Source organism: Rhizobium sp. 11_C7_N12_5 (genome assembly GCF_051811145.1).
GTDB lineage: Bacteria > Pseudomonadota > Alphaproteobacteria > Rhizobiales > Rhizobiaceae > Rhizobium > Rhizobium lusitanum.
Genome location: NZ_JBPWPY010000003.1, coordinates 656,132 through 677,959 on the forward strand (window position 1 = coordinate 656,132; position 21,828 = coordinate 677,959).

The 21,828-nt window shown below is 57.2% G+C and carries 20 protein-coding genes and 2 pseudogenes; 10 read left to right on the forward strand and 12 right to left on the reverse strand.

Annotated features, from left to right (window positions below; genetic code table 11):
- The 3 genes from AB8B29_RS32505 (at position 1) to AB8B29_RS32515 (ending at position 3,045) form a co-directional block, all read left to right on the forward strand.
- Entirely contained in the window at positions 1 to 1,383 is a 1,383-nt protein-coding gene (locus AB8B29_RS32505) for a glutamine synthetase family protein (protein WP_037197826.1), read from the forward strand.
- The gene (locus tag AB8B29_RS32510) at positions 1,380 to 2,153 is read left to right on the forward strand and encodes an SDR family NAD(P)-dependent oxidoreductase (protein ID WP_037197827.1); all 774 of its coding nucleotides are present in this window, start codon (positions 1,380 to 1,382) and stop codon (positions 2,151 to 2,153) included. The genes AB8B29_RS32505 and AB8B29_RS32510 overlap by 4 nt, the downstream gene beginning before the upstream one ends.
- 130 nt (positions 2,154 to 2,283) lie before the next feature.
- Positions 2,284 to 3,045, forward strand: a complete 762-nt coding sequence (locus AB8B29_RS32515) for a GntR family transcriptional regulator (RefSeq protein ID WP_051963658.1) — start codon at positions 2,284 to 2,286, stop codon at positions 3,043 to 3,045.
- 578 nt (positions 3,046 to 3,623) lie between these two features.
- Here AB8B29_RS32515 and AB8B29_RS32520 read toward each other — a convergent pair.
- The 3 genes and pseudogenes from AB8B29_RS32520 to AB8B29_RS32530 form a co-directional block, all read right to left on the reverse strand.
- Positions 3,624 to 4,324, reverse strand: a pseudogene (locus AB8B29_RS32520) (IS6 family transposase).
- Positions 4,325 to 4,574: 250 nt separating this feature from the next.
- Complete coding sequence (locus AB8B29_RS32525; protein ID WP_037197828.1) at positions 4,575 to 5,885, reverse strand: NAD(P)/FAD-dependent oxidoreductase; 1,311 nt, start codon at positions 5,883 to 5,885, stop codon at positions 4,575 to 4,577.
- Positions 5,885 to 7,252, reverse strand: a complete 1,368-nt coding sequence (locus AB8B29_RS32530; RefSeq protein ID WP_092575592.1) for a glutamine synthetase family protein — start codon at positions 7,250 to 7,252, stop codon at positions 5,885 to 5,887. The genes AB8B29_RS32525 and AB8B29_RS32530 overlap by 1 nt, the downstream gene beginning before the upstream one ends.
- A gap of 97 nt (positions 7,253 to 7,349) precedes the next feature.
- Between AB8B29_RS32530 and AB8B29_RS32535 the strand changes: the two genes are divergently transcribed.
- Complete coding sequence (locus AB8B29_RS32535; RefSeq protein ID WP_092575589.1) at positions 7,350 to 8,108, forward strand: glutamine amidotransferase; 759 nt, start codon at positions 7,350 to 7,352, stop codon at positions 8,106 to 8,108.
- On the opposite strand, the gene AB8B29_RS32540 is transcribed toward AB8B29_RS32535, so the two are convergent.
- Positions 8,101 to 8,870 (reverse strand): IS5 family transposase gene (locus AB8B29_RS32540; RefSeq protein WP_423742918.1). Its coding sequence is split into 2 segments (ribosomal slippage): positions 8,101 to 8,531 and positions 8,531 to 8,870, totalling 771 coding nucleotides; the frame shifts between segments, so codons are not numbered across the junction. The two genes, AB8B29_RS32535 and AB8B29_RS32540, sit on opposite strands and share 8 nt — an antisense overlap.
- 122 nt (positions 8,871 to 8,992) lie before the next feature.
- Between AB8B29_RS32540 and AB8B29_RS32545 the strand changes: the two genes are divergently transcribed.
- From AB8B29_RS32545 to AB8B29_RS32555, 3 genes are all read left to right on the forward strand, one after another.
- Positions 8,993 to 10,207, forward strand: a complete 1,215-nt coding sequence (locus AB8B29_RS32545) for an IS701 family transposase (protein WP_439006094.1) — start codon at positions 8,993 to 8,995, stop codon at positions 10,205 to 10,207.
- 399 nt (positions 10,208 to 10,606) lie between these two features.
- Positions 10,607 to 11,284, forward strand: coding sequence for a GntR family transcriptional regulator (locus tag AB8B29_RS32550; RefSeq protein WP_425350053.1), 678 nt, complete (start codon positions 10,607 to 10,609; stop codon positions 11,282 to 11,284).
- A gap of 552 nt (positions 11,285 to 11,836) precedes the next feature.
- Entirely contained in the window at positions 11,837 to 12,319 is a 483-nt protein-coding gene (locus tag AB8B29_RS32555; RefSeq protein ID WP_245297644.1) for a thiamine pyrophosphate-binding protein, read from the forward strand.
- On the opposite strand, the gene AB8B29_RS32560 is transcribed toward AB8B29_RS32555, so the two are convergent.
- From AB8B29_RS32560 to AB8B29_RS32595, 8 genes and pseudogenes are all read right to left on the reverse strand, one after another.
- The gene (locus AB8B29_RS32560; protein ID WP_037197833.1) at positions 12,305 to 13,018 is read right to left on the reverse strand and encodes an IS6 family transposase; all 714 of its coding nucleotides are present in this window, start codon (positions 13,016 to 13,018) and stop codon (positions 12,305 to 12,307) included. The genes AB8B29_RS32555 and AB8B29_RS32560 overlap by 15 nt on opposite strands.
- Before the next feature lie 68 nt (positions 13,019 to 13,086).
- Positions 13,087 to 13,272: pseudogene (locus AB8B29_RS32565) on the reverse strand (phosphopentomutase); the annotation flags it as partial.
- 10 nt (positions 13,273 to 13,282) lie between these two features.
- Positions 13,283 to 13,996, reverse strand: coding sequence for an ABC transporter permease (locus AB8B29_RS32570; protein WP_245297645.1), 714 nt, complete (start codon positions 13,994 to 13,996; stop codon positions 13,283 to 13,285).
- 32 nt (positions 13,997 to 14,028) lie between these two features.
- The gene (locus AB8B29_RS32575) at positions 14,029 to 15,033 is read right to left on the reverse strand and encodes an ABC transporter substrate-binding protein (RefSeq protein ID WP_092577089.1); all 1,005 of its coding nucleotides are present in this window, start codon (positions 15,031 to 15,033) and stop codon (positions 14,029 to 14,031) included.
- A gap of 5 nt (positions 15,034 to 15,038) precedes the next feature.
- Entirely contained in the window at positions 15,039 to 15,830 is a 792-nt protein-coding gene (locus AB8B29_RS32580; RefSeq protein ID WP_051963666.1) for a nucleoside phosphorylase, read from the reverse strand.
- On the reverse strand, positions 15,827 to 16,591 hold the full coding sequence (locus AB8B29_RS32585; RefSeq protein WP_092577091.1) for an ABC transporter permease: 765 nt from the start codon (positions 16,589 to 16,591) through the stop codon (positions 15,827 to 15,829). Before AB8B29_RS32585 ends, AB8B29_RS32580 begins: the two co-directional genes overlap by 4 nt.
- On the reverse strand, positions 16,591 to 17,400 hold the full coding sequence (locus AB8B29_RS32590) for an ABC transporter ATP-binding protein (RefSeq protein WP_081938752.1): 810 nt from the start codon (positions 17,398 to 17,400) through the stop codon (positions 16,591 to 16,593). The genes AB8B29_RS32585 and AB8B29_RS32590 overlap by 1 nt, the downstream gene beginning before the upstream one ends.
- Positions 17,401 to 17,789: 389 nt before the next feature.
- Positions 17,790 to 18,494, reverse strand: coding sequence for an orotate phosphoribosyltransferase (locus AB8B29_RS32595; protein WP_037197843.1), 705 nt, complete (start codon positions 18,492 to 18,494; stop codon positions 17,790 to 17,792).
- Positions 18,495 to 18,738: 244 nt separating this feature from the next.
- Here AB8B29_RS32595 and AB8B29_RS32600 point away from each other — a divergent pair, with 244 nt between their 5' ends.
- From AB8B29_RS32600 to AB8B29_RS32610, 3 genes are read left to right on the forward strand one after another with little or no spacing between them, the layout of a single operon-like run.
- Positions 18,739 to 19,977 carry an MFS transporter gene (locus tag AB8B29_RS32600; protein ID WP_051963669.1) on the forward strand — a complete coding sequence of 413 codons (1,239 nt, stop codon included), beginning with the start codon at positions 18,739 to 18,741 and terminating at the stop codon, positions 19,975 to 19,977.
- A 16-nt stretch (positions 19,978 to 19,993) separates the two neighbouring features.
- Positions 19,994 to 20,839, forward strand: coding sequence for a dihydroorotate dehydrogenase electron transfer subunit (locus tag AB8B29_RS32605; RefSeq protein ID WP_037197844.1), 846 nt, complete (start codon positions 19,994 to 19,996; stop codon positions 20,837 to 20,839).
- The gene (locus AB8B29_RS32610; protein ID WP_245297647.1) at positions 20,836 to 21,795 is read left to right on the forward strand and encodes a dihydroorotate dehydrogenase; all 960 of its coding nucleotides are present in this window, start codon (positions 20,836 to 20,838) and stop codon (positions 21,793 to 21,795) included. The genes AB8B29_RS32605 and AB8B29_RS32610 overlap by 4 nt, the downstream gene beginning before the upstream one ends.
- Positions 21,796 to 21,828: the final 33 nt, after the last annotated feature.

Below are 21,828 nucleotides of genomic sequence, written 5' to 3' on the forward strand. Positions count from 1 at the left end.
ATGACCGGAACACGTCCACTCAATGCGGCACCTGTCGAGGAAGCCGAAGCGTTCCTGGAGCGACACCAAGACATCGCAGCCTTTGACCTCGTGCTCATTGATCCGAACGGGGTTGCGCGCGGCAAGATTATCCGCCGCCATGAACTCTTGCCACTGTTCCGTTCCGGCCGGCATCTGCCCGGCTCCATTTTGGGGCTGGATGTTACCGGCGCCGATGTCGATGAGACCGGTTTGACCTGGGACGATGGAGACGCCGACAGGATTGCATGGCCGATCGCCGGTTCACTTGTCACCTTGCCTTGGACGTCACCCGAACGCGGCGAAGTTCGTGTCATGCTGTATGAGCTGGACGGATCTGCGATGGGTGCCGATCCCCGGCAGGCTCTGGTGCGCCAGATCGAGCGGTTTGAGGCTAAAAATCTGTTCCCAGTGTTAGCCTTCGAACTGGAATTCTATCTTCTCGACGCCGAAAAAGATGCTCTTGGAAAACCTAAGGCAGCACGTCTGCCTCTCTCGGGAACAGCATCAAGTGGCAACCACGTCTACAGCGTTGCCGTGCTGGATCAGTTCGAGCCGTTTATCGATGCGCTTTACCGCGCCGCCGCCGTCCAAAACCTGCCTGTTGAAACAATCATCTCCGAATACGCTCCCGGCCAGTATGAGCTCACTCTGCGTCACCAGCCCCAAGGCCTGCGGGCGGCAGACGACCTCGTGATGCTCAAGCGCCTCGTTCGAGGTCTCGCGCTCCGACATGGCATGCGCGCCAACTTCATGGCCAAGCCCTTCGCGCATCGCTCCGGCTCCGGTATGCATCTTCACGCCAGTCTTGCGGACCCGTTGGGCAGCAATCTCTTCGCCGACGTGCAAGATGATCTCGCGCCGATGCTGCGCCACGCCATCGGTGGCTTGCAGCGGACCATGGCGGATTCGATGCTGATGTTTGCACCCAATCTGAATTCCTGGCGTCGCTTTTCGCGCAACAGCTATGCACCGACGTCGCCGACCTGGGGGCGCAACAACCGGAGCGTTGCCATCAGGGTGCCTGCGGGCAGCCCAGCCAACCGCCACCTTGAACATCGTTCCGCCGGCGTCGACGCCAACCCTTATTTGGTTGCTGCGACCGTGCTTGCCGGAATGTACGAGGGGATTGATAACCGGATCGAGCCAGACGCAGAATCGTCCACCTACAGCGACGACGCCGGAAAGTTGCTGCCATGCGACTGGCGCGAGGCGATCGACCAGGCTGCTGAATCCGAATTCCTGAAGGACGCTCTCGGCGAACGCATGGCCTCGGTCTTCATTGCGTTGAAGCGTGTGGAACACCGCTTCTTTTCCGCCGAGGTGACAGACGAAGAGTTTGCCTATTACGGCGACGTCATATGACGGCGAGCGAAGGCGACTTTCGCTCGGCTCTGGTGACCGGCGCGGGAGGGCCCCATGGCATAGGCTTTGCCATCGCCCGCAAGCTTGCACAGAAAGGTCTCGCCGTTTGCATCACCGGCGCCAGCGAACGAATTCATCTGCGGGCTGAGGAACTGCGGGCACAAGGCTTTGACGTCATAGCCCAAGTTGCAGATCTCACCAAGGCCGAGGAGGTCATGCGCCTGCGAAAACTGGTAGGGCCGGTTGACGTTCTGGTGAACAATGCCGGCATGGGATCCACGGCGGCGCCAGCCGTGCAACGCGAATTCCTGGCGCTGAGTGAGGCCGATTGGGACATCGGAATTGACGTCACCCTCAAGACCGCGTTTCTTGTCACGCGCGCCTTTCTGGAGGCAATGGTCGAAAGGCGGCGCGGACGTATCGTGAATATCGCCTCCGTGACTGGCCCGCTGGTTTCCAATCCGGGAGAGGCTGCCTATTCGGTGGCAAAGGCGGGGATGGTGGGGCTCACCCATGCCCTGGCGCTCGAAGTTGCCCCTTACGGAGTGACCGTGAATGCAGTCGCCCCCGGCTGGATCGAGACAGGTTCATCAACCGAGGAAGAGCAGGTCGCTGCCCGGTACACGCCTCTGGGACGCGCTGGAACCCCGGATGAAGTCGCTGCCGCCGCCGTCTTTCTTGCTTCTGGCGAAGCGAGCTACATCAACGGCGCGATGCTGGTTGTCGATGGCGGCAACATCCTGCAGGAGCGCAAGGTCCAACTGGCTTGAACCTCTTTCCAAGGCGGTGAGCGGAATTGCGGACTGAACACCCAGAACTAGATGGGTTTCGATTGGTCATTTGGCAATCCTTGCAAGGCAGTTGCAACGACGCACTGGTTGTCGCGCACTGGATTGTGCTATGGCGTCGCGTCTTACGCGGCAGATGGCCCTCCTGCCTCCAAGAGGAACGGCAAGGCTTGACCACATCGCAGCGGGGTCGTGCGGCGGCGGTATCAAGGCGTATGAAATAATGAGAGAACTATCGACCCAACAGCAACAGGTTTATCAGGCGCTTCGCGAGCAGCTTATTTCTGGCCGATTTTCTCCCGGCACGAGCGTCAGCCTACGGGGCCTAAGCAAGAGTATGGGTGTCGGGCTTATGCCTGTCCGTGAAGCGATTACCCGGCTCGGCGGCGAGCGCGCTCTGGAGGTGCGTCGTAACGGCCGGGTCTGCATTCCCGAGCTGACTCGCCGACGTTTCGAAGAGCTTATGCATGCCCGGCTGCAGCTGGAACCCCTTTGCGCACGTTTGGCGCTTCCCTATGTGACGCTCGAGACTATTGGGGTGATGGAGGCCTGCGATTCGCGCATGAACCAAAGCTATGGAGCCAAGGACGCAGACGCCTACATGCGCGAAAACTATCAATTTCACTTCGAATTGTACCGAGCTGGGGGGTCCGAAGTCATTGTCGCTCTGCTGGAAAGCATTTGGATGCAGTTTGGTCCGTTCATGCGCAGCGTTTATGAAATGAGCGAAACGACATCCATTGTCGATAAGCACCAGATGACGCTAGAAGCCATTCGCCGAAGGGATGCCGAAGCCCTGGGCGTGGCGATCAAAGCCGATATCCTTGACGCCATTCACCTGTTGAAGCAAACGCTTGGAAACGACACACTATAAGGTTAGCCGCGCAGCCGCACATTAGGATGTGAACCGCCATGCCCACAGCAAACACCTAAATGGGCCTGCCTCGGTAATCGAGCCGGATTGTGGTTCTCCCTCGGAATGAGGATGTTGAACAGGATGCGTGGGCTTTCTGCCGCGTCTTGCGTGGCGGGTCTCACCCGCCGGCGCATCGCGCCATTCGCCATCAATGAAGAGTTCGGCATCGGAGTGATAGTGCATGGGGACTCCTTATCTACGATAGGATCATGGATGACCAACCACACCGGAAGCGCGGCACGCTGGTCAAAGCAGGCAGTTGAAATCAACGCGATTTCACAAACGTAGCTATTTCCACACTTGTCCTTGCGCGCGCGATTTCTGCATCATCGGCATTGCTCGCCCCGCTCTTGATCCCATCTGGCAAACTCTGACCGCGCGTTGCGACAAGCGCGCGGATGAAGTCGGCGGTAAATTCGGGATTTGACTGCGAGGTGAGCGCCGCATCGCCGTAACGCAGCACGACATAGGGACAAGCGGCATCGTAAAGTTAACAGCCGAGTAGCAAGCGGATGATGGGTGGCGGCAGACATCGCTCATGCGTGAGCGATTTTCGTCCATAAGTTCATCGCCGCGGCACGCAGTTCGCGGTGATGGCTGGAGGGGATGTCGTGGCGCGGGATGTGGAACAGGTTGGCAATTGGATCATGGATGGAGACAAAGCGTTGCAGATGCCGCTTCGATTTGAAGCGCTTCATGATCCGCTCTCACCGCCGGACTGGTGGGTGGGAATTCTCCGCCCGATTGTTCAGGCCCTTGTGGAAGCGATGCTTGACACCGAGCATGATCTCCTGCTTTGCAGCGCCGTAGGATCGAAGCTTGTCCGTGATCATCACACGCGGCGCCCGGATGTGGCTCTTCAGGAGCTTGCGCAGCAGGCGCTTGGCCGCTTTGGCATTGCGGCAGCTTTGCACGAGAACGTCCAGGACGAAGCCGTCTTGATCCACGGCGCGCCACAGCCAGTGCTTCTTGCCCCGGATCTCGATGACTACCTCATCGAGGTGGCGCTTGTCGCCAAACTTGCCTGTTGAAGGCCGGCGGATCTCCTTGGCAAAAGTAGGGCCGAATTTTCCACCCACAATGAGACCGTCTGATGCGAGACAATGATCCCGCGAGCAGCCAGCATATCCTCGACCATCCGCAGGTTGAGAGGGGACCGGAAACAAAGCCACACCGTGTGGGCGATGATTTCCGCGGGAAAGCGATGACGGCGATAAAGCAGATCACCGTTCGTCATGACCTGTAATTGCACATCGAATTCCAAGTTCCGTTAACTTTACGATGCCGCCCCAGCCGTTCCGCGACGCTGGATTGGCTATAACTTCGGAATGCTTTCTTGGCAGCGGCCACCGCCAGATCGATATCTCTAGCATTTCGCTCTGCGTGGTGGGCTCGACTCATTTTCCGTCAATATAGAATTTCCATTTGTCGAGCATTCGATCCTCCAATCCCTGCCATTGCGGCCAGCAGCTCCAGCGAAGCGCTGGTTACCACCCGACTGCATCCCTTAACGAGTACCACCAAGAACCAATTGTAGAGTATTGGGCGCGAAGCAAGCGCCCGCCCGGGAACGGATACCAGGGCAGTTTCTCGAAGATGTCGAAGCGCGACGCATCACCGTCGATCGCCTCAGCGAGCGTGCGGCCGAAAAGATGCGACCCGGTGACGCCATGGCCACTGCAGCCATGGGCGAAGTAAGTGCTTGGACCGATGCGCCCCATCTGCGGCACGCGTGTGAAGGAGAGCGCGAAGTTGCCGCTCCAGGCGTAGTCGATCTTCACGCCTTTGAGCTGTGGAAAGACCTTTTCGAGGTTGGGCCGCAGCTTCGCTACAACGTCGGCGGGATCGGTGCCGCCATAGACGGTACCACCACCGAAAATCATCCGCTTGTCGGCGGAAAGACGAAAATAGTCGAGGATGTAGCGAACGTCTTCCACACACATGTCGCTTGGGATCAGCGAGTTGGCAAGTTGTTCGCCGAGCGGTGCCGTGCTTATCATCTGGGTGGAGACCGGCATGACGCGCGACACGAGTTTCGGCACCGCGTCGCCGAGATAGGCATTTCCGCAAAGGACGACGATGGGAGCCGAGACCTCGCCGCCTTCGGTGTAGACAGTCGGCCGCTCTGCAACGTGATCGACGCGTATAACCGGCGAACCTTCGTAGATCGTGCCACCAATGCTCTCGAAGGCGCGCGCCTCGCCGAGCACCAGATTGAGCGGATGCATGTGACCGCCAGTTGTGTCGAGCATACCGCCGCAATAGGCGTCCGAGTTGACGAGCTTGCGAAGCGCCCCCCTGTCAAGAAACTGGTGATCGTCCATGCCGTACTTGCGCCAGAGCGCCTGCTTGGCTTCAAGCTCCTTCATATGCGCTGACGTATAAGCAGCGTAGATGTTGCCCGGCTTCAGGTCGCACTCGATTTGGTACTCGCTGACGAGACGGCGTATGATTTTGCCGCCCTCCTGCACTAGGCCGCCGATGAAACGGGCTGTGTCCTCGCCGTAGCGGCACTGGATGGTCGCGAGACTGGCGTTGAGGCCGTTGACAATCTGACCACCGTTGCGGCCCGAGGCCCCCCAGCCAACCTGAGCACCTTCTATGACGACGACCTTGTAGCCCTTCTCTGCGAGATGGATTGCCGTCGACAGGCCGGAATAGCCCGCCCCGACGACGCAAACGTCGGTCTTTATCCGGCCTTGCAGCCGAACCGGCGTGCGGCTGATGTTGCGAGAGGCGGCATAGTAGCTGGTCGGATAGCTGCCGTCGCCAGCATAGGATTTGTGTTTCTTAAGCATTAGACGATTTCCAGATAGGCGCCAAATTCATAATCCGTAACCTGCTCGGCAAAGCCCGCGATCTCTTGACGTTTGCAGGCAATCAGCATGGAACGGAGCAGCGGGTCGAAGACCTCGGCGGCAATCGATCCTGCCTCAAAGGCATCGACCGCTTGCCCCCATTCGGCAGGGATTTTGGGGAGTTTATCCATGGAGTAAGTGTGGCCCTCAACTGGTTCGGGCGGCTGCCACTTGTTGCGAATCCCGACGAGTGCCGCGCCCAGAATCGCAGCAATGACAAGATAGGGATTTGAATCGGCGCCAGCGACGCGGTGCTCGATACGACGCGCCACTGGATTGCCCCCGGGTATGCGGATCGCCGACGTACGGTTCTCATAGCCCCACGATATTGCGGTCGGTGCTAGCGTATCCGGCCTCAGCCGACGATAGGAATTAAAATGCGGCGCAAAGACGAGCGTCGTCTCGGCCATACCACGCAGCAGGCCTGCCACAGCATGCTTCATGGTCGACGAGCCCTGCTCTGTACCGTCGTTGAAGATGTTGTTCCCTTTCTCATCGAGCAGACTGAAATGGACATGCATCCCGCTTCCCGAACGCGTGCCGTAGGGCTTTGCCATGAACGTTGCGGCAAGCCCGTGTTTGCGAGCCACACCCTTTACAATGCGCTTGAAGAACACCGCATCGTCGGCCGCCTTCAGCGGGTCGTCAGTGTGCAGCAGGTTGATCTCGAATTGACCGATCCCATTCTCGGCAATTGCCGCGTCCGCAGGCACGTTTTGTCGGGCGCATTCCTCGTAGACTGATGAAAAGAAGTCTCCAAAATCGTCGAGTTCATCGATTGACAGAATTGCATCTGAATCGAGCCGCTTACCTGTATATGGCGAGATTGGTGGAACAGCGCTGTCGGGTTCCGGATCGATAAGGTAAAACTCCATCTCCGTCGCCACCACTGGACGAAGATTCAGCTTCTGATATTCCCGCACGATTGCCGCCAGTGCTTGGCGCGGGTCGGCAAGGAACGGCTTACCGTCTTCTTGTTGCAGCCACAGCGGCACGAGTGCACTCGGCCGAGAAGTCCAGTTGACTGGCAGCACACCGCGTCCGGTGACGCCGCAGATACCATCGTGATCGCCGGTCGCGCGAACCTCCTCGTTACCGATTATGTCTTCGCCCCAAACATCGACGCCGACGATCGAAAGCGGCATGCGGATGCCACCGCCCAAAACCTTTGATGCTTGCTCAACCGGAAGCCTTTTGCCACGCATGATGCCGTTCAAGTCGCAGATGACGGCCTGAATGCTTTCGATCGGACCATTTTTCTCCAGCCATTCGTGAAACGCGGGCGGACTCGCCTCGTACGACGACATATATCAATTCCCTTATTGTGATCACATTTGCACTTACTTGACATCATTATGTCTGTTCCGTCAAGCTGAGCGCTCACAACAATTCAGGAATTTGCATATGCTCGCAGACGGTCCCGACCTCATCCTTATTCAGACAGGCACCCCTCCGGATGAAATCCGCATTCCGCTGGGCGACTTGCCCGACTGGTATTGCCATGCCCTCGGCAGAGCGACAGACAGCATTGAGGTCGTACGTGTATTCGACGGCGACGGGCTGCCGAAACCCGATCCAAGCCGGATTGCTGTCATTACGGGATCGTGGTCCATGGTGACCGACCGCGAACCCTGGAGTGAAGCTACAGCTGCATGGATCCGCGATGCGATGGCGCTAGAGATGCCGCTTTTTGGCGTATGCTACGGACATCAACTCATGGCGCATGCACTTGGCGGGCGAGTGGAATATCATCCTCAGGGCCGCGAAATCGGGTGCCATACAATACGCCTGCTGCCGGACGCGCCGGTGGACGTGCTGCTAAGCGGTTTGCCTCAGCAATTCCAGGCACATCTGACCCACATGCAGACGATCATCGATCTGCCCCCGGGTGCGTATTCTCTCGCGGCATCAGATCATGATCCCCACCAAATTGTTCGATTTGGCCCTCGAGCGATATCAGCCCAATTTCATCCGGAGTTCACGTCGGAAACTTCTTCGGCAATTATCAAGTTCAGGGCCGATGCTCTCCGCCAGGAAGGAAAAGACCCAGACGAACTGCTTGATGCCGTGCGAGAGGCACCCGAGGCAGCAGGACTACTTCGCAAGTTTGTCCAAACAAATTGTCTCCGCATCGCAAGCACAACCGCGCTGAGGTCTAGGTGACCGACTCATAAGATCGGAGCCAAATTCGAATTGAGGCTAGCTGGACGGATGCGAGGAAGTTGTCGTCGCGTTTGTCGTATCGGGTTGCGACTGCTCTGAAGTGTTTGAGTTTGTTGAAGAACCGCTCGACCGCGTTGCGCTGTTTGTAGAGCCATGGGCTGAAGACGGGAATATTGACCCTGTTTGGCATAGGGCGAATACATCCCCATGCGCCACGGGTTTTGAGGTTTTGGCGCAACGCGTCGCTGTCGTAGGCACGATCAGCCAGCAGGATATTTCCGGCCCGAACAGTCTCGAACATATCGGCAGCCGAACGTCCATCATGCGCTTGGCCTGGCGTCAGCTTCAGCAAGATTGGACGGCCATCAGCATCGACAAGTGCATGGATTTTGGTTGTCAGTCCGCCACGCGAGCGACCCATGCAACCGGATCGCTCTTCTTTTTTTGGCCGTTGGCAGCATGTTGATGTACGCGGATTGACGAGCTGTCGATCATCTGGATGTCGCCATCGTAAGCTTCTGATATTGCGTTGAGAATACGCTCCCAGTGCCCAGCATGGCGCCACCGGTTGAAGCGATTTACGCAGGTGGTATAGGGACCATATCGAGCCGGGATATCCGCCCAGGGCGCACCCGTTCTCAGTCGCCAGAAGATACCATTCAGCACCCGCCGATCATCAACCCTCGCCTTGCCGCGTACCTTCGTTGGAAGAAGCGGTTCAATCACCGACCATTCGAAATCCGTCAAATCAAAGCGAGCCATCACTGCCTCCAAATCAACGGAAGCAGTGAATCACAATCCATTAAAAACAAAAACTATTTTATGGGTATGTGACCTAGCATTACAGTTGCATATTTCTATAAACTCTGAATCTATGGGTCTCCATGATTCGGAGGTCATGGATGATGGGTGCATCAATCGAGACGACGCTGGAACTTTGGGCATCGTCGCTGCGTGACGTCAAGGCTCGTATGCGGCGACTGTTTACGCAGGAGCGAGTTGCAGCATCCGCGAACCTTTTCCTGGACGGCTTGCTGGGTGACGAGCGGCGAAAGACAGGTTGGATGCGCGCTGAGGCGGCCGGGGATCCCGGTCCGTGGCGGCAGCAAGCCATTTTGGGTCGCGGACGCTGGGACGCGGATGGACTTCGCGACATCGTGCGAGAGTATGTTGTGGAAAACCTCGCCGCCGATGATGCGGTCCTGGTCATCGATGAGACGGGCTTCCTCAAGCAGGGCAAGACATCGTGCGGTGTTTCGCGTCAATATACAGGTTCGGCAGGCAAGATAGCGAACTGCCAGATCGGTGTGTTCGCCGCCTATGTGTCCGTTCGCGGTCATGCCTTTATCGATCGAGCCCTGTACTTGCCCAAGAGCTGGACCGGTGATCCGGCAAGGCTTGCAGCCACCCATGTTCCTGAGGCTATAGCCTTCGCTACCAAGCCAGGCCTGGCTGTCGATATGATACGGCGTGCGCTGGCAGCCGATGTGCCGTTTTCATGGGTGGCTGCAGATGCGGTCTATGGCGTCGGGGACGTTGAAGGGACCCTGCGCGGAGCCTGCAAAGGCTACGTTCTTGGGGTTAAATCGGACCACCATTTCGGCTCCTGGTCGGGCAAGCCTCCGGTCGCCGGCACAGCTCAGGAGATCGCCCGTGACCTCGATCCAAAAGCATGGCAGCGTCTTTCCGCCGGTGATGGCACCAAAGGCGCGCGGCTTCATGACTGGGCCTACTGCGAACTCGCCGATCTCCATGCCGACGAATATAACGAGACGGAAACGGGCCTTTGGACCCGTGGCCTCCTGATCCGGCGCAATATCAGCGACGGCGATCTCGCATTCTTCACCACATGGTGCCCGGCCGGAACGGGCATCCAGACGCTCGTTTCCGTTGAAGGCCATCGCTGGGCCATCGAAGATAGCTTCGAGACCGCCAAGAACGAGCTCGGACTCGATCACAACGAAACCCGGTCATGGCATGGCTGGCATCGCCACGTCTCCCTGGTCATGCTCGCCTTCGCCATGATGGCGGTGATCCGGTATCGCGCCAATGACGTGACGCCCCAAAAAAGACCGCGGATGCCGCCCATCAGGATTTAATCCGCTGGTCTATCCAGGAAGTCCGGCGCATCGCCACAAGGCTTGCCCAGCGTCGCATAAAGCCCGCCTACGTCATCGCGTGGTCATGCTGGAGGCGCGCCCATCAGGCTGCCGCTCGACGAGCGCATTTGAAAGCAAAAATGCAACTGTAATGCTAGGGCACTGAGTCGTTCTTTATGATCGGTGGAATGGGATTCCGGCGGCGGGATTTTGTGGAGGTTCCAAGCGTTTTTCGACGCAATCAGACGGCCTCGACAACTCAACTTCAAAGAGTTATGCAACGAACAAATTGTGATCACATAACGTCAATGTCGATATGATTCCAATAGTGAAGTGAAGCTCCACTACCTGAAGTCAGCCCACCGAGCGAAGGAGTTGCTCCCGTTGAAACAACCAGACATGCCAGCCTTTGAAAGACCTGCGGGCATGACAACCCAAGAGTATGTTTTTGAGCGGCTCAGACAGGCTATCATGGTGGGAGCATTCAAACCAGGCACATCACTTACCATCCGCGGGCTAGCCGATATTTTAGACAGCAGCCCAACGCCGGTTAGGGAGGCACTGAGACAGTTAACTTCAGTTGGCGCTTTGCATCTTTTGGAAAACCGCCGGATCGTCGTCCCAAGAACGACGCCAGCGCGTTTCGAGGAACTCATTTCCCTGCGCATCGCGCTGGAAAGTCACGCAGCACGAAGAGCGGTCATGCACCTTTCGGAGCTGCAGATCGACCAGCTGGTTGTGTTGGATGATGCCATAGAGGCTGCAATTTCCGTCGGAGACAAGGCTGGAGCACTTATTGCCAACCAGGAGTTTCATCGACGCATTTATATGGCAAATCCTGCGCAACTCGCGATGCCGATGATAGAGAGCTTGTGGCTTCAGCTTGGACCTTTACTTGGAATAGCTATGGAGCATGTTGCAGAATTCTATCTTGTTGATCGCCATCAAGAGGCGATTGAGGCATTGCGACAACGTGACGAGGAGGCTGTCGCCCGGGCAATTGACGCTGATATTCGCGAAGGTGTCGGAGGGCTTGATGGCGGCGCAATCGAACGGCTTCTAAAGCTCACCGGATGAGCAATAAAAATACTATGAGCGTGCAACTCTGGCCAACGATCGCATAGCTTTGAAATCGGCGCCGATCCACAAATGAGAATCTCCAATCGGAAAATGAACTAGCAATCCGACAGAGCAGCGAGCCGCGCCGCCTCGTCCATTATGTCCATCAGACAAAAAGTACTTAGGTGGTCTTGACTGGAACCGAACTCACAGCCCCATAGTGGCTGCCATTGGTCAGCCGCAAATCTCTTGAAAATTCCCTGACTTCACCTTCATCTTATTAATCCGAAGATCCAGCAATTAGATCTCGTGGACCTTCACAGCCACCTGCTGTCTTGGATACGATGACTGGGGCAACGCGAAGAGCCCACACGCGATTTCATCACCGCCACCAATCCGCAGCCTGAAAGCTGCACGCTATCGGCAAGGCCGAACAGGTCGAGCTATCGATGTTCGACGGTAATGGCCGCCAAATCGACGGCCTAGGCGATTCCAACCGTCGATTTGCCGGTCCCCGGCACATCTCTCTTTCATTATTCTCCTGATGTCAGCGAAAGACAGGAGAAACGAATGCGCGGCGCGGATATTCTAGTAGATATGCTCATCGGATACGGCGTTGACACGATCTTTGGCGTGCCGGGGGATACCAACGTACCGCTCTATGAAGCACTCCAGCACCACGAAGACAAAATTCGCCATGTGATGGCCCGCGACGAGCGATCCGCAGGCTTCATGGCCGATGCTTATGGACGATTCACCAACAAGCCGGGCGTGTTCGAATGCCCGTCGGGCGCGGGCGCGATGTATTCATTGCCACCTGTGGCGGAATCGAACGGATCGTCGGTGCCCGTGATCCTGCTGACAATCGACATTCCATTGCCCGGCGAGGGGCGCGGCGTCCTGACGGAATTGGACTGCGCGAAACTGTTCGAGCCGGTCACGAAGCTCTCCTTGCAGGTAAAAACGCCGGAGAAGCTGCCCGAAAGGGGGCGTCGCCTTAAGCTGGGACAGGGTGCGCGTCTGGCATCGTGTCAGCCTTCACGCGTTGATTAACATAGTGATCTGCCGCCATGTTGCGTTGGCGTTGGAGCGAAGCTGGCGGTGATCTGCTGCGGTCAGGTGTTTGCGGTGAAGAAGAAAGAGATTGGCGATCTGGCCGTGGGTTGAAATGAAACGCTGGCATTGCCGCGCCGACTTGAAGCGCATCATGCGCCGTTCCCGTCGTCGCACGGGAAGATGTGAATTCTCGGCGCGGTTGTTGATGCCCTTATGTGACCGATGCTCGACGCCCGGCATCAATTCGGACTTGGCGGCAGAGTAGGACCGCAGCTTGTCGGTGATCATAACCCGTGGGGTGGTACCCTGACCCTTGAGCAGTTTGCGCATCAGCCGGAGGGCGGCTCGCTTGTTTCTCCGGCTTTGCAGCAGGGCGTCGAGGACGTAACCGTTTACATCGACTGCCCGCCACAGCCAGAATTTCTTCCCCTTGATCGTCACCACCATTTCGTCGAGCTGCCATTTATCAGCAAATTGACCGCGGGACCGTCGACGAAGCTGATGAGCGAATTTGAGGCCGAACTTCGCAGCCCATTCCGAGACGGTCTGAAACGAGACCTCAATGCCGCGCTCGGCCAGCAGATCTTCGACGTCTCGAAAGCTGAGTGGAAACCGGTAATAGAGCCAGACCGCATAGGCGATGATCTCGGCGGGAAAACGGTGGCGTCTGAAATGAGCAGGAGAGATTTCGGTCATTGCCACCAATACCAACCCGTTCACCACAGACACGTTAATCCGACGCTACCCGCAGACCAATTGCTGCACCCAGTCCCCAACGCGTCGAGGTTCGGCAGGCTCAGTGGACCGCTCCTACAATCTTCCGCGCGGCCCGCTGCGCAGGCCTCGGCGACATGAAAAAGCGTGTTAAAGCCCTCGTCGCCATATCGTGCCGCGTCAGGAGCGCCGCCGCAGCCGACGGAATCGAGAACGCAGAGGAAGACGCGTGCCATGGGCTCGATCTCACGAAAGCTGGAAGCGGCCAAGCGAACGACGGCGGATTAACTCAATGACTTCGTAAAAGGCCCAGCCGATCGCCGACAGCAGCATGACCATACCGATGACGGCCGCCGTGTCGCTGTTTTCCTGGCCCGAGGAAAGAAGGTAACCGATACCCTCGTTGGCACCGATCAGCTCGCCGATGACGGCGGCGGTCATGGCAAGCGTCGTGGCGACCGCCATGCCGGCAAGTACGGAAGGGAGCGCTGAGGGCAGCTCGATATGCCGAAAGCGTTGCCAGGGACCGAGCTTCAGCACCGAGGCGAGATCGCGGAAGCTCCCCTCCCCGTAGCGTAGCCCGGTGACCATCCCCGTCATGACGGGGAAGAAAGTGACGATCGCGATCAGCACAATTTTCGGCGCCGGGCCAATGCCGAGCCAAAGAAGAAGGAGTGGCGCGATCGCGATTTTCGGAGCGGTCTGCAGAAGCAGGATCAACGGTGTGGCAAAGCGTTCGACACGGGGCAGGCGTGAGAAAACGACGCCAGCAAAAATGCCGGCGACGGCTCCGATGATGAAACCCGCGACGATTTCCGACAGTGTTACCCAGATATGCCGGGCGAGCTTGGCGTTCTCGAACAGGAAGGCGACGCGTTCGAACACCTCGGCGGGTCCCGGCAAGAGAAAGGCTGGGACATTGAAGATAAAAACGATCGCCGTCCAAAGAACAAGGGTCACGATCAGACCCGCTATGCCGCGCAGAATCATGCTTATTGACCGATGGTTGAAGGATCGACGACGAAATCGGCGGCCTTCGGGGCGCTGTCGATCACCTTGTACTGCGCCAGTATGTCGGCGCTCTTCTGCCAGCCGCCCATATCGGCCGCACCGAGGCCTTTTTGCTGGGTGAGCGGGCTTTGCCAGACGGATGGGATGAAAGTTTGCTCGAAAGCGGTCGTCAGAATTCCCTTCTGGTCCTTCGGCCAGGTCGGCGTGTACTTGCTGAACGTGATGTCCAGCGCCTCCGAAGTGTGACCATCGATGACCCATTGATAGGACTGCGTGACCGCAGTGGTGAAGCGTTTCACGACGTCGGCGTTCTGCGCAAGCTTCTTGTCACTGGTAACGACCACGTTGCCGAAGGACGGCAGGAAGCCATTCGACAAGATCATGGTCACCTTGGTGCCGTCAGCTTCCAGATTGTACTTGCGCAGTTCCGAGAATACGATGGCATCGACTTGCTCAGCCTTTAGCGCCGGGATGATGGCACCAGTAGCGACGACTTCGACGGATACGTCATCGAGCTTCAGACCCGCTTGTTGCAGGCCGACCTGAAGTTGCAGGTAGTTCGGGCTGGCCAGGCTGGTGACGGCAATCTTCTTGCCCTTCAGGTCCTTGTAGGACTTGATCCCACTCGATTCTTTGGCGAGCAGAGCGCCAATGCCGCGCTGGTAAGTGGTGTGGACCACCTTGACCGGCAGACCGTTGGCGGCAGCGGCAATGACGGCGTCACCGTTCGGGAAGCCGAAATCGACGTTGCCGGCTGCGATATTGGTCAGGATGTCGGCGGCGGCGGCATAGATGAATTCGACCTCGATGCCGTTCTTTTCAAAAATGCCCTTCTCTACGCCAGCATAAAGCGGTGCGTAGAAGGGTGCTGCGGCACCGTCGATCTGCAGCACGACCTTGTCAGCTGCTTCGGCGGTGATAGCAAATAGGGGCGAGGCACTGAGGGCAATGAGACTTGCCACAGTCGTCGCGCGAAACTGGATCATTGTTGTTATCCCCTGAGTTCCCATTCTGTGGAGGAAAATAGCCTTCCTGCAATGCGCAGAAGGTTGCGCTGGGTTGCCTCATAGTCGTCGAGCCAGCTGTCGGTGGCACGATTCCCATGGACACCAAGTAGGCAGCCGGTTTCAAGGCCAATGGCTCCGCCGACGGTCATAGTGATCTCGCTCTCCATCTCGACGCCGATGGCACCCTCAGCCTGGAAGCGTCCAATGAAATTGGCGGACAGGTCCTGCCCGTCATCAACGGGGCGATAGCGGCGGTCCTGGCCGAAATAATAGCTGTCCGTGGACGCAACCACGCCCGGTCGACAGGTGAGGCCAAGTTCTGTTGCAGCACCGACAAGACCGGCGACGATACGAGAGGAAGCTTTCGCCTCACCACCCACCGCGCGGTATGTGCGGGCTGTGCCGGTATCGCCAAGGGCGCGATCTACCGCCACGAAAGAGCCGGGCGCATATTCCGCTACCAAGGAGGACATCCCGCCGATCCGTACAACACGCTTGGCGCCGAGCATGGCGAGTTCCACCAAAGCGATCTCGGTTGATGGGCCACCGATACCGGTTGAGCAGATCGTCAACCGCTGGCCCTCATAGATGCCGGTGATAACGGCGAATTCCCGCTTGCGGCCGAAATCCGTCACCTCTTCCAACATGTCGGCCAGCAGTCGCACGCGATCGGGATCACCGGGGGTGAGGACATTCTCGGCGATATCACCGGTACCGCATGGAAGATGCGGCGGCCGCCCATTCTCCCAAGGGAAGGCGGCGCTGGTCATGCTCATTTTTTCACGCCCTTCCAGTAGAGTAGTCGATTTTCGAGAATGCTCAATGCGACATGCATGAGTTGTCCGAGGAAAGTCGTCAACAGAACGGCCGCGAACAGCAGCGGCGTCTTGTAAGTCGCCCCGGCATAGGTCATCAGGTAGCCGAGGCCGAGTTTGCCGGACATCCACTCCGCAAGGACTGCGCCGACCAGAGCCTGCACCGCGCCGATCTTTAGGCCGACGAAGATTTCTGGCATTGCGGCAGGCAGCTCGATCTGGCGGAACCGCTGGAGGTTGCCGAGGCCCAACAGTTTGGCTAAATCCTTCATCTTCGGATCAAGCGCCCGGAAGCCGGCGCAAGCGCCGATGAAAACCGGAAAGAAGACCAGTGAGAAGATCAGGATGACCTTGGATAGGACACCGAATCCGAACCACACGACGAAGAGTGGCGCGAGCGCGATCTTCGGTGCCGTTTGGAGAATGACGAGCGGACCATCGAGCCAGACCGCCAGCTTCTGAAAGCGGGTCATCACATAAGCCAGCGCGATTCCCGCCACGGAGCCAAGTACAAGGCCGAGAATGATGTTCTGTAGCGTGAAACCGAGATGCAGCCAGAGCTCACCGGTCACCGCGATGCCCGCCAGCGCGTTCCAAGTGCGCAATGGTGACGGGAGGAGATAGGTCGGCATCGCCATCGGGCCAGTTGCGAACCACCAGGCAACCAGAAGCGCGACAAGTGCCAGCGAATAATCAATCCACGCGATAAGGCGCTTGACCATCAGCTCCTCTCCCCACCTGGCGTCCTTAGATCGCGGCGGAGCTGGGCGACGAGTGCGTGATAGGCCGGATCGAGCTTCGTCTCCTCACCGCGCGGACGGGCGAGAGTGACATCATGAACGCATTTCAGTTTGCCGGGGCGAGCGGTCATTACCATTACCCGGTCAGCGAGATAGGCGGCTTCCTCGACACTGTGGGTGACGAGCAGGATGGTCTTGCCGGTCGATTGCCAAATGCGCAACAATTCATCGTTCAGCGTGTCGCGGGTCAAAAGGTCGACGGCAGAAAACGGTTCGTCCATAAGAAGAATCTGTGGGTCGTCGGAAAGCGAACGGGCGATTGCAGTACGTTGGCGCATGCCCCCGGAGAGCTGGCGCGGCAGGGCATTTTCGAAGCCGGCCAGCCCAACCATCTTGATAAGGTCAAGCGCCTTCCTGTCAGCTTCGAGGCGGCTGACGTTGGCGGTATCGAGCGGAAAGCGAACGTTTTCGAGGGTCGTCTTCCACGGCAGCAAAACCGGCTCCTGGAAAACAAAGCCGACGGGACGCTTACGGCCGGCCGTATCAAGCGTGATCGTGCCACCACTCGACTGATCAAGGCCGGAGATGAGGCGCAGCAAGGTTGACTTTCCGCAGCCGGAGGGTCCGACGATTGCAATGAACTCGCCTTCCTTGATGGTAATGCTGAGCGGCTCCAGAGCCGTCACCGTCCCATGGTCCGCGACGAATGTCTTGTGAACACCCGCAATATCGATCATCCGCTCCGACTGCACCACCCGAAAACTCCATGTATCAGATACAGGAAAAGCCATAAGCCTTTCGACGATCAGCAGCCGCTCTGCCGCCTTCCCATCTAAGAAAGAGGCAAAGCTTTCACAAAACCTTCACCGACGCAACTTGAATCTCAAAGATGAGATTCGTATCATAATTGCTTCAATATATCCAACATGGAACCGGTTGAGGCCGCAGCCTGGGGCGAAGCGCTCTTAGGATCTCTTAGGATTAGGATAAAGTCTGCCGCACATCGCCCTTTAGGACGTGTCGTCAAAACTGGTCAGTCATGCCGTTGGAAACCTGCAGGGCTTCGCTCGAGAGCGGAAAGCCAAATCCTTCTTGGCCCGCTGTACAAACTGTCCGTCAACGGGCGCGACGTGCGTTTTCTGTCTAGGAGCAGCTTGGGCAGCCAGCGGGCTTTCCTTTGCTAACCGGCAGTCGCAAACTCGGCGATTCCACCATGAGCAGCTGACCATTTTGAGGGCTCATTCAAAAAGCTCTCAACTTCATCGAGAACGGCAGCCTTGAAATGCCCTGTCTCTTTAGCAGCGGCCAACACATCCCACCAGGTAGTAAGATAGTGCAGATTGATGTTCAATTCAGACATGAGCTCCCGGCTGTTCGGGAAGATGTCATAGTAGAAGAAGACAAAGCAATGATCGACTTGAACTCCTGCCTTCCTCAGGGCCTCGCAGAAATTGACTTTGCTCCGACCGTCCGTCGCGAGATCTTCAACCAAAAGCGTGCGAGCTCCAACGGCGATGTCACCTTCAATTTGAGCATTTCGTCCAAAGCCCTTTGCTTTCTTTCTTACATATTGCATCGGGAGCATCAGACGATCAGAGATCCAAGCGGCAAAAGGAATACCCGCCGTCTCTCCACCGGCGATAGTATCCAAGGATTCATAGCCGATATCACGGACTATTGTTGCTGCGGCAAAGTCCACTAGTGCCGATCGCAACCTCGGATAAGAGATGATCTTCCGGCAATCGATATAAACCGGACTCGCCCATCCCGAGGTGAAGAAGAACGGCTTTTCGTCGTAGAAGTGAATTGCCTTTATCTCGAGCAGCATTCTTGCAGCTTGTCTGGCGATATGTTGTCGATCGGCTATAGCGGATAAGCTCTGCATTGGGTGCTCCGTGCAATGATTGCCAGGTTTGCGCTGGTCGTCTAAAAAATGAAAAACAGTCTCTTTTTACATATTTTCTTGTAAAGTCAAGCGACCGGCTCAACACCCTTTCTCAAACGGCGAAACATAAGTGGGGATTCACTTATTTTATAGATTAATCCCAAAATTGAGATAATTGCTTGCAAGGGAGACGCTGAAATGTATAGTTAGGCATTCAGGCCAATGAACAAAAAAGGGAACGTCAATGGTCAGCGAGCAGATTGCCGTTACCGGGGAAATCGAACCGCCCTTTGCTGAGGTCACGTCTCAGGCAAAGAAAGCGCTCCTTGGCTCAGCACTGGGTTATGCCATGGATGGCTTTGATCTCTTGATCCTAGGCTTCATGCTCAAGAATATCTCCGCCGATCTGGCGCTCTCTCCGGTTCAAGCCGCCTCTCTTGTCACTGCCACGCTGATTGGCGCGGTGATCGGCGGCTTCATATTTGGCGTGCTCGCCGACAGGATTGGGCGTGTACGCGTGCTCACCTGGACAATCTTATTATTCGCGGTTTTCACAGGTCTTTGTGCCGTCTCTCAGGGCTATTGGGATCTGTTAGCCTACCGCACAATCGCCGGCCTCGGTCTGGGAGGCGAATTTGGTATTGGCATGGCGCTCGTCGCTGAAGCTTGGCCTGCGACGAAGCGAGCCCGTGCTTCTTCGTATGTGGGACTGGGTTGGCAACTGGGCGTCCTGGCCGCTGCGATCGTGACGCCGGCTTTACTGCCAATCGTTGGTTGGCGTGGGATGTTTTTGTTGGGAGTATTTCCGGCTGTCGCTGCTTATTTCATCAGACATTCACTTCATGAGCCTCAGATATTTGAATTGCGGAAAAGTGAGGCAAGTCCGTCTATTGGTCTGTTGGTGTGCGATGTGTCGGCGCTTAAGCGTAGCGCGGGAATGGTCGTGCTCTGTTCAGTTCAGAACTTCTGCTACTACGGCGTTATGATCTGGTTGCCAAATTATCTGGCTTCCCGGTTCGGATTTGCGCTTACTCAATCTGCCATCTGGACGTCCGTCACGATCGCAGGCATGGCGGTTGGAATCTTTTCATTTGGCCATATCGCAGATCGCATCGGGCGCAGGCCGACATTCCTGACCTATATGATCGGCGCATCGATTATGGTCGTGGTTTACTCTCAGCTTACCGATCCGATCGCCCTCCTCATCAACGGCGCGATCATGGGCTTCTTCGTCAATGGAATGATTGGCGGTTACGGCGCCCTGATCAGCGAACTGTATCCGACCCACGTCCGTGCAACCGCGCAAAACGTCCTATTCAATATCGGCCGCGGTGTCGGCGGCTTCGGGCCGCTCGTCGTTGGAGCATTGGCATCGGCCTATAGCTTCGAAACAGCGATAGCATTTCTAGCCGCCCTGTATCTTGTCGATATTGCAGCCTTGCTCGCGCTCATTCCCGAGCGTCGCGGCGCAGAACTGAACTGAATCCAGGCTTCAGCCGATGAACATTTGTCACCAATCCACCATTTCCGCCGATCAGGCCCCCTGGAATGCGACAGTCGCCAGGGATGTAACGGAAGTCGTATCGAACACCGCTGTCAACGCCGAGTACTGGCATCTGGTTGCGCTATGTGGGGAAATCACAGCTGGTGCCCGACCCGGGCAATTCTTTCAGCTGCTATGCCCACAGCCGCTGGACGAAAAACCGTTTCTACGTCGGCCAATGAGCCTTTATCATGCCGACCCGGAGCGCGGCCGTGTAGAATTCCTATATAAGGTTACCGGTGCAGGTACCCGCGGCTTGTCGATGTTGAAATCCGGGGACACACTCGACATTGTCGGTCCACTTGGAGTTGGCTTTACCATCGACAGTTCCTGGCGGAATATCGTGTTGGTTGGACGGGGTGCCGGGCTGGCAACGCTGGTACCTATCGCTTCGGTCGCGAGACGTCAGGGCACGAATGTTACAGCGCTCTTTAGCGCTCGCCACCCAGATCTTATCGTTTCCGAAGATGTTCTGCGAAACCTCGGCGCCAGTGTGATCACGGTAACGGACGCCCAATCGACAAGCGATCCGACAACCGTCGAAGAAATTTTGCGGGAGCTTATTCGCGGGCTTCGCTGTGACGCATTGTTTACCTGTGGCTCGGCACGTCTCATGCGGATACAGCAAGCCCTGTCAAGGGAGTTCGACATACCCGCGCAGGCAGCGCTGGAAGAGCAGATGGCATGCGGGTTGGGGCATTGCTATTGTTGCGTTCGCGATTTCAACGCCGAAAGCCAGATAGTCAGTCGCCGCATATGTACCGAAGGGCCGGTATTTGACCTGCAGGAGGTCATGCTGTGACAAGTCACTATGCAGTGGATCTAACCACCGAGATTGGCCGCCTGCGGTTGCGCACTCCGATCATGCCTGCGTCGGGTACCTTTGCCGATGGATTGGCGAAGGCCGTGGATTTCGATCGCCTCGGAGCGCTGGTTACCAAGACCATTACGCGCGAATTGAGAGCCGGCAATCCCCTGCCCAGAGTTGTCGAACGCCAAGGTGCAATGCTGAACGCCATTGGCATACCGTCCATGGGGGTGGAGCATTTTCTAAACGACGTGATACCGCTTTACCGGTGCTACGAGCCACCCCTTGTCGTCAGCATTTCTGCGCCGACTGCCGAAGGATTTGCAAGTCTTGCCGCAGAGCTCACGGTGCCGGGCGTTGCGGCGATTGAAGCGAACATATCCTGTCCGAATATCGAGGAAGACGGAAAGGCGTTTGCAATGGAGCCGACATCGACCTGGAAGGTCACGGATGCTCTTCGACAAGCGACCACCCTTCCCCTTTGGGTCAAGCTTACTCCCAACACTGGCGACATCCCGTCGGTTGCGCAGGCAGCCGAAGAGGCAGGAGCCGACGCCGTCGTTGTTGCGAACACGATCCTGTCGATGGCCATTGATGTGAAGAGCTTCAAGCCAAGCCTGGGCAACATCCTGGGAGGACTTTCTGGTCCTGCCGTAAAGCCAATCATCCTGCGACAGGTGTACCAATGCGCCAAGAAGGTACGAATCCCCGTGATCGGATGCGGAGGAGTTACCAGCGCCGAAGATGCCATCGAATATATCTTGGCGGGCGCTGCTGCCGTGCAAGTCGGAACGGCAACGTTTTTGCGACCCGATGCGATGACACAAATCTTGGATGACATGCAGGCGTTTTGCACCAGGCGCGGGATTGATCGTGTCGCAAGCCTGATAGGCGGTCTCGTCCTGGATGACAGCCAAACAAGTCAGACACGGCGGATGGATCCGCTATGAGCAAGAAAAGCGCCCTTGTCCCGAGCGATCCAA